This window comes from Pseudomonas fuscovaginae SE-1, from assembly GCF_000364705.1.
GTDB classification, from domain to species: domain Bacteria; phylum Pseudomonadota; class Gammaproteobacteria; order Pseudomonadales; family Pseudomonadaceae; genus Aquipseudomonas; species Aquipseudomonas fuscovaginae_A.
On sequence record NZ_AQOH01000071.1, the window covers coordinates 26631 to 34440 of the forward strand.

The 7810-nt window shown below is 65.2% G+C and carries 5 protein-coding genes; 1 reads left to right on the forward strand and 4 read right to left on the reverse strand.

The window, feature by feature from the left end:
• Nucleotides 1-18: 18 nt before the first annotated feature.
• Nucleotides 19-2892: an aminomethyl-transferring glycine dehydrogenase gene (gene gcvP / locus K675_RS0108325; RefSeq protein ID WP_017903054.1), complete on the reverse strand. Its 2874-nt coding sequence runs from the start codon at nt 2890-2892 to the stop codon at nt 19-21.
• Nucleotides 2893-3137: 245 nt separating this feature from the next.
• Here gcvP and K675_RS0108330 point away from each other — a divergent pair, with 245 nt between their 5' ends.
• Nucleotides 3138-4277 (forward strand): DegT/DnrJ/EryC1/StrS family aminotransferase, encoded by a 1140-nt coding sequence (locus K675_RS0108330; RefSeq protein WP_017903055.1) that lies wholly within the window; start codon nt 3138-3140, stop codon nt 4275-4277.
• A 121-nt stretch (nt 4278-4398) separates the two neighbouring features.
• Here the strand turns inward: K675_RS0108330 and gcvH are convergent, their stop codons facing one another.
• The 3 genes from gcvH to K675_RS0108345 all read right to left on the reverse strand — a co-directional run bounded on the left by gcvH (nt 4399) and on the right by K675_RS0108345 (nt 7699).
• The gene (gene gcvH / locus K675_RS0108335; protein WP_017903056.1) at nt 4399-4782 is read right to left on the reverse strand and encodes a glycine cleavage system protein GcvH; all 384 of its coding nucleotides are present in this window, start codon (nt 4780-4782) and stop codon (nt 4399-4401) included.
• 61 nt (nt 4783-4843) lie between these two features.
• Nucleotides 4844-5926 carry a glycine cleavage system aminomethyltransferase GcvT gene (gene gcvT, locus K675_RS0108340; protein ID WP_017903057.1) on the reverse strand — a complete coding sequence of 361 codons (1083 nt, stop codon included), beginning with the start codon at nt 5924-5926 and terminating at the stop codon, nt 4844-4846.
• A gap of 156 nt (nt 5927-6082) precedes the next feature.
• The gene (locus K675_RS0108345) at nt 6083-7699 is read right to left on the reverse strand and encodes an ABC transporter permease (RefSeq protein WP_017903058.1); all 1617 of its coding nucleotides are present in this window, start codon (nt 7697-7699) and stop codon (nt 6083-6085) included.
• Nucleotides 7700-7810 lie beyond the last annotated feature (111 nt).

Genomic DNA, 7810 nt, shown 5'->3' on the forward strand with positions numbered 1-7810 from the left:
CATCATCCCACGGCCCATTCAGCGATAGTCATCCAGCGGCACGCAGGCACAGAACAGGTTGCGGTCACCGTAGACATTGTCCACCCGGTTCACCGTCGGCCAGTACTTGTGAGACCGGGTGTGCGCCGTGGGCACGACGGCCCGGGCAATCGTATAGGGCCGCTCCCAGGCCTCGGTGATGTCCGCCAGGGTGTGCGGCGCCCGCTTGAGCGGGTTGTCCTCGGCCGGCCAATGTCCGCTCTGCACCTCGGCAATTTCCGCGCGGATACTCAACATGGCCTCGACGAACCGGTCCAGTTCGACCTTGGACTCGCTCTCGGTCGGCTCGACCATCAGCGTGCCCGGCACCGGGAACGACATGGTCGGAGCATGGAAGCCGTAGTCCATCAGGCGCTTGGCCACGTCCTCCTCGGTGATCCCGGTCTGCGCCTTGAGCGGGCGCAGGTCGAGGATGCACTCATGGGCGACCCGGCCATTGCGCCCGCTGTAGAGCACCGGGAACGCGCCGCCGAGTCGCTGCGCCAGGTAGTTCGCGGCCAGGATCGCCACTTCGCTGGCATCGGCCAGTTGCGGCCCCATCATTGCGATGTACATCCAACTGATCGGCAGGATGCTCGCACTGCCCCAGGGCGCGGCGCTGACCGCGCCGTTCAGCGGCGACGGACCGTCGATGGGCACCACCGGGTGATTGGCGACGAACGGTGCCAGATGTGCGCGCACGCCGATGGGCCCCATGCCCGGTCCGCCGCCGCCGTGGGGGATGCAGAAGGTCTTGTGCAGGTTCATGTGCGAGACGTCGGCGCCGATGTCGGCCGGCCGCGCCAGGCCGACCTGGGCATTGAGATTGGCACCGTCCATGTACACCTGCCCGCCGTGGCTGTGGATAACTTCACAGATCTCGCGAATGCCCTCCTCGTAGACGCCATGGGTCGAGGGGTACGTCGCCATCAGGCAGGACAGCCTGTCACCCGCCTCCCGGGCCTTGGCCTTGAGGTCCTCCAGTTCGACGTTGCCGGCCTCGTCGCACTCGACGATCACCACCTGCATGCCGGCCATCTGCGCCGAAGCCGGATTGGTGCCATGGGCCGAGGCCGGAATCAGACAGATGTTGCGCTCGCCCTGCTGGCGGCTCTCATGGTATTTGCGGATCGCCAGCAGCCCGGCGTATTCGCCCTGGGCTCCGGAGTTGGGCTGCATGCAGACTGCATCGAAACCGGTGATCGCGCAGAGCCAGTGCTCCAGTTCGGCGATCATCGCCGTGTAGCCCACGGCCTGTTCGCGCGGGACGAACGGATGCAGGTTGGCGAATTCCGGCCAGGTGATGGGGATCATCTCGCTGCTTGCATTGAGCTTCATGGTGCAGGAACCGAGCGGGATCATCGACTGGTTGAGGGCCAGGTCCTTGTTCTCCAACTGCTTGAGGTAGCGCAGCATCTCGGTTTCGCTGTGATGGCTGTTGAACACCGGATGCATCAGGTAGGTGGAGGTGCGCCGCAGCCCCTCCGGGATGCCATCGTCGAGGTCTTCGGCGTCCAGCTCGGCCACGTCCAGCCCATGATCGACTCCCAGGAAGATATTCAGCAGCCGCGCCACCGTGCTTTCGTCGCTGGTTTCGTCGAGGCTCAGGCCCAACTGGCCGCGCCCGAGAATTCGCAGGTTGATCCGCGCCGCCCGGGCGCTTTCGAGAATCGCCGTCTGGCTGCCGCCGACATCGAGGGTCAGGGTGTCGAAGAAATGTCGATTGAGCCGGACGATGCCTTTGCGCTCCAGGCCGCTGGCGAGGATGCAGGTCAGTCGATGAACCCGCTGGGCAATGCGCCGCAGGCCCTCGGGGCCATGGTAGACCGCGTAGAAACCGGCGATGTTGGCCAGCAGCACCTGGGCCGTGCAGATGTTCGAGTTGGCCTTCTCCCGACGGATATGCTGCTCGCGGGTCTGTAGCGCCATGCGCAGCGCCTGGTTGCCGCGGGCATCGCGGGAGACACCGATGATGCGCCCGGGAATCGCCCGCTTGTACTCGTCGCGGGTGGCGAAATACGCCGCATGCGGCCCGCCGTAGCCCATCGGCACGCCAAAGCGCTGGGACGAACCGAACACCACGTCGGCGCCCAGTTCGCCGGGGGGCGTCAGCAGCAGCAGGCTCAGCAGGTCGGCCGCCACGCAGGCCAGCGCCTGCTGGGCATGCAACTGCTCGATCAACGGCCGCAGGTCGCGGACCTCGCCATGGGTATCCGGATACTGCAACAAGGCCCCGAACACCTGGTGCTGGCTCAAGTTATCCACAGGGCCGACCAGCAATTCGAAACCAAAGCCCTCGGCGCGGGTGCGCACCACGGAAAGGGTCTGTGGATGACAGTGCTCGTCGACGAAGAACAGGTTGCTTTTCGACTTCGCCACCCGCCGCGCCAGGGCCATGGCCTCGGCCGCGGCGGTGGCTTCGTCGAGCAGCGAGGCGTTGGCCAGCTCCAGGCCGGTCAGGTCGATGGTCATCTGCTGGAAGTTGAGCAGGGCTTCCAGCCGCCCCTGGGCGATTTCCGGTTGATAGGGCGTGTAGGCGGTGTACCAGCCAGGATTTTCCAGTACGTTGCGCAGGATCACCGTCGGCGTCAGGGTGCCGTGGTAGCCCATGCCGATCAGGCTGGTCCAGAGCTGGTTCTGCTCGGCGTAGCCACGCAGCCGGCTCAACGCCGCCTGTTCGTCGAGGGCCGCCGGCAGGTCAAGCGCACGGTTCAGGCGAATGGCCGGCGGCACCGTCTGTTCGATCAGTTCGACACGGCTCGCCAGCCCGAGGGCAGCGAGCATCGCCTGTTGCTCGGTGGCATCCGGCCCCAGGTGACGGCGCAGAAAGGCCTGGGAATCTCGCAACTGGCTCAGGGACGGCAACTGGGACATTGGAGCTCTCTCCTGGCGGCGCGCGTCGAGGCAACACGGGCGAGCACCGCGTTTCGAAGACTGTGCAAGCAGCATAGCAGTCCGTTCCCCCGATCGCCGCACTGCATCCGTTCAGCGTCAGGACAGCAAAAAGCACCGAAATTTCACATCAAATCAGTATCATCGATGGCATCGCGGCATTGCTGTCTACTCTCTATCGCCTGTGGATCATTTCCCGCCCTCTAAACATCGGACGTCACGACCCCATGAGCCAACTCCCTTTCCTGCCTTTCTCCAAGCCCACCATCGACGAAGCGACCATCGCCTCGGTAGCCGACGTGCTGCGTTCCGGCTGGATCACCAGCGGTCCCAAGGTGGCGGCCTTTGAAGCCCAGTTGTCGGAATACTTCGGCGGACGCCCGGTACGCACCTTCAACTCCGGCACCTGCACGATGGAAATCGCCCTGCGGATCGCCGGCATCGGCCCGGGTGACGAAGTCATCACCACGCCGATTTCCTGGGTCGCCACCGCCAACGTGATCATCGAAGTCGGCGCCACCCCGGTGTTCGCCGATATCGACCCGGTGACCCGCAACATCGACCTGGACAAGCTCGAAGCCGCCATCACCGCGCGTACCAAGGCGATCATCCCGGTGTACCTGTCCGGCCTGCCGGTGGACATGGATCGCCTCTACGCCATCGCGAAGAAACACAACCTGCGCATCGTCGAAGACGCCGCCCAGGCCCTGGGTTCGGAGTGGAAAGGCCGGAAGATCGGCGCCCTCGGCGACTTCGTCTCGTTCAGCTTCCAGGCGAACAAGAACATCACCTCTTCCGAAGGCGGCTGCCTGGTGCTGAACAACGCCGAGGAAGCGCGCCTGGCGGAGAAGTACCGCCTGCAGGGCGTGACCCGCACCGGCCATGACGGGCTGGACGTGGATGTGCTGGGCGGCAAGTTCAACATGACCGACGTCGCCGCCGCCATCGGCCTGGGGCAATTCGCCCATATCGATGCGATCACCGCCCATCGCCGCGCGATGGCCCAGTACTACTTCGAATGCTTCGGCAGTGATTTCGAGGAGAAGTACGGCGCACAACTGCCGGTGAAGGACTTCACCCACAGCAACTGGCACATGTTCCAACTGGTGCTGCCTGAGCGCCAGGACGGTCGTCCGGCACGGGATACCTTCATGGAGGACATGAAGCAGCAGGGCATCGGCATCGGCTACCACTACCCGGCGATCCACCTGCTGAGCCTGTACCGCGCCCGCGGTTTCAAGGAAGGCATGTTCCCGATCGCCGAACGGGTCGGCCGCCTGATCGTCTCGTTGCCGATGTTCAACGTGATCACCCGGGCCGATGTCGAGCGCGCGGTGGCGGCGGTGAAGGCCGCACTCTCACGCTGAGAGCGAGGCGCCTGCCCGATTCGCGGGTAAACCACGCGCCTACGGGTTGTGTGATGTACGCAGAAAACGTGTACGACTCAATCCTGTAGGAGCGTGGCTTGCCCGCGAACCGGACGCCGAGTCACTCGCCGATCACGGCCTTGTAGCCAGCGGCGTCCAGCAGCTTGTCCAGCTCGGACTTGTCGCTCGGCTTGAGTTTGAAGATCCACGACGCGTAGGGTTCTTCGTTGAGCAGTTCCGGCGAATCGGCCAGTTCCTCGTTCACCGCGATCACCTCACCGGATACCGGCGCATAGATATCGGAAGCGGCCTTCACCGACTCCACCACACCTGCAGCATCGCCCGCCGCGAAAACCTTGCCGACTTCGGCCAGTTCGACGAACACCACATCCCCCAGCGCTTCCTGAGCGTGGTCGCTGATACCCACGGTCACGGTGCCATCGGCTTCCAGGCGGGCCCATTCATGACTTTCGGCATAACGCAGATCGGTAGGGATAGTGCTCATGTTTCAGTGTCCTCGAGAAAAAGTGTCAGCGGCCCATCCTGCGGGCCTGCCGGGATTTTGATCAGACCAGAGTCTTGCCATGCCGCACGAATGTCGGCCTTACCACGCGAACCGGGTACCATTTGCCGCGAATTTCAACTTCAGCGCGGTCGGCCGTAGCCACGGGGACACGCGCCAGGGCAATCGACTTGCTAAGCGTAGGAGAGAAACTACCACTGGTGATCTCTCCTTCGCCAACGTCGGCGATACGCACCACCTGGTGAGCACGCAGGACACCACGCTCCTCCAGCACCAGGCCGACCAGTTTGAGACTGGGCCCGGCAGCCTTCTCGGCCTCGAGGGCGGCGCGACCGACGAAGTCTCGGGTAGTCGGTTCCCAGGCGATGGTCCAGGCCATGTTGGCCGCCAGCGGCGAGACATTCAGGTCGATATCCTGGCCGTAGAGGTTCATCCCGGCTTCGAGCCGCAGGGTATCGCGGGCACCGAGGCCGATCGGCGAGATGCCGGCACCCACCAGGTCATTGAAGAATGCCGGGGCCTGCTGCGCCGGCAATACGATCTCCAGGCCATCCTCGCCGGTGTAGCCGGTGCGGGCAATGAACCAGTCGCCGTCGCTGCGGCCTTCGAAGGGCTTGAGTTGCTGGATCAGTTGGCCGCGGGACTGGCTCACCAGTTCGCTGATCCGGTGCCGGGCCTGCGGGCCCTGGATCGCCAGCATCGCCAACTCGGGACGCTCCAGCAGTTGGACATCGAAACCGCCGAGCCTGGCGTTCATCCACGCCAGGTCCTGGTCGCGGGTGGCCGCGTTGACCACCAGCCGGTAACCGGCATCCGTGCGGTAGACGATCATGTCGTCGACCACTCCGCCCTGCTCGGTGAGCATGGCGCTGTAGAGCGCGCGGCCCGGACTGTCGAGGCGCTCGACATCGTTGGCCAGCAGGTGTTGCAGCCAGGCCTTGGCCTGGCTGCCGGCGACATCGATCACTGTCATGTGCGAGACATCGAAAACCCCGCAGTCGCGACGCACCTGGTGGTGCTCCTCGACTTGCGAGCCGTAGTGCAGAGGCATATCCCAACCGCCAAAATCGACCATCTTCGCGCCGAGGGCGAGGTGCAGGTCATACAGAGGCGTGCGCTGTCCCATGGGTTTCTCCTTCCGGGCGTGGCGAAGGTGCGGGCAGGCGCCGGACTGGCTTGAGCCCTTTATGAATGGGGCCTTGAGCCGTGTTCCAACACCCGGTCTGTCAGACGGACCACACCGAATGCCGCGCATTGTAGCCGCAAGGGACCGACCTGGCACCTAAGCGATTTGCCTTGCCGAACGGCGGATCAGACCGATCACCGGCAACAGGCCGACCAGCACCAGGGTCAGGGCCGGCAACGAGGCCCGCGCCCACTCGCCCTCGCTGGTCATCTCGAAGACCCGCACCGCCAGCGTGTCCCAGCCGAACGGGCGCATCAGCAGGGTTGCGGGCATTTCCTTGAGCACATCGACGAACACCAGCAACGCGGCACTCAGGGTGCCCGGTAACAGCAGCGGCAGATACACTTTGAAAAACAGTCGCGGCCCGCCGACGCCCAGGCTGCGGGCCGCCTCCGGCAACGACGGGCGAATACGCTCCAGGCTGTTTTCCAGGGGCCCGTAGGCCACCGCGATGAAACGCACCAGGTACGCCAGCAGCAGGGCCGAGAGACTGCCCAGCAGCAGGGGCTTGCCGGCCCCGCCGAACCAGTTCGACAGCGGGATCACCAGTTCGCGGTCCAGATAGCTGAAGGCGAGCATGATCGACACCGCCAACACCGAGCCGGGCAGCGCATAACCGAGGTTGGCCAGGCTGACACCGCTGCGGATCACCCGGGTCGGCGCCTGGCGACGGGCGAAGGCCAGCAGCATCGCCACCGCCACGGTGAGCAGCGCGGCCATGCCACCCAGGTACAGGGTATGCAGGATCAGTCCGGTATAGCGCTCATCCAGGTCGAAGCGTCCACGCCGCCAGAACCATGCCAGCAATTGCAGCAGCGGCACGACGAAGGCGCAGGCGAACACCAGCAGGCACCAGCCGCTGGCGGCCCAGGCCTTGAGGCCGTGCAACCGATACAACGCACTGCCCCGGGGGCGCTCGTTGCCGGCGCGACTGGCGCCACGGGCCCGCCGCTCGCCATAGAGCACCAGCATCACCGCGAGCAGCAGCAGGCTGGCCAGCTGCGCGGCGCTGGACAGGCTGAAGAAGCCGTACCAGGTCTTGTAGATCGCGGTGGTGAAGGTGTCGAAGTTGAACACCGAGACCGCGCCGAAATCCGCCAGGGTCTCCATCAGCGCCAGCGCCACCCCGGCGCCGATGGCCGGCCGCGCCATGGGCAGGGCGACCCGCCAGAATGCCTGCCAGGGCGACTGGCCGAGAACCCGCGCCGCCTCCATCAGGCCCTTGCCCTGGGCCAGGAATGCGCTGCGTGCCAGCAGGTAGAGGTAGGGGTAGAACACCAGCACCAGAACCAGGATCACCCCGCCGGTGGAGCGCACCCGCGGCAGCCGCAGGCCGCTGCCGAAGACCTCGCGCAGCACGGTCTGCACAGGGCCGGAGAAGTCCAGCAGGCCAACGAAGACGAAAGCCAGGACATAGGCCGGGATGGCGAAGGGCAGCATCAGCGCCCAGTCGAGCCAGCGCCGACCGGGGAACTCGCAGAGGCTGGTGAGCCAGGCCAGGCTGACGCCCAGCAGGGTGACGCCGAGCCCGACGCCGACCACCAGGGTCAGGGTGTTGCCCAGCAGGCGTGGCATCTGGGTGTCCCAGAGGTGGGACCAGATCTGCATGTCGATCGACTGCCAGGACAGCAGCAGGACGCTCAGCGGCAACAGCACCAGGGCGGCGACGGCGAAGACCAGGGGGTACCAGCGGCGTTGGATGAGGTGGGCCAAGAGCGATCTCGAAACGAAAAAAAAGGCAGTCATCCTGACATTTGGATATCGGTGCCGAACGGTCATTTGTGGCGAGCGGGCTTGCCCGCGCTGGGGCGCGAAGCGGCCCTG

Excerpts from the sequence above, each read along its gene's own strand:
- gcvP (WP_017903054.1), bottom strand. The coding sequence starts at position 2,892 with ATGTCCCAGTTGCCGTCCCTGAGCCAGTTGCGAGATTCCCAGGCCTTT.
- K675_RS0108330 (WP_017903055.1), top strand. The coding sequence starts at position 3,138 with ATGAGCCAACTCCCTTTCCTGCCTTTCTCCAAGCCCACCATCGACGAA.
- gcvH (WP_017903056.1), bottom strand. The coding sequence starts at position 4,782 with ATGAGCACTATCCCTACCGATCTGCGTTATGCCGAAAGTCATGAATGG.
- gcvT (WP_017903057.1), bottom strand. The coding sequence starts at position 5,926 with ATGGGACAGCGCACGCCTCTGTATGACCTGCACCTCGCCCTCGGCGCG.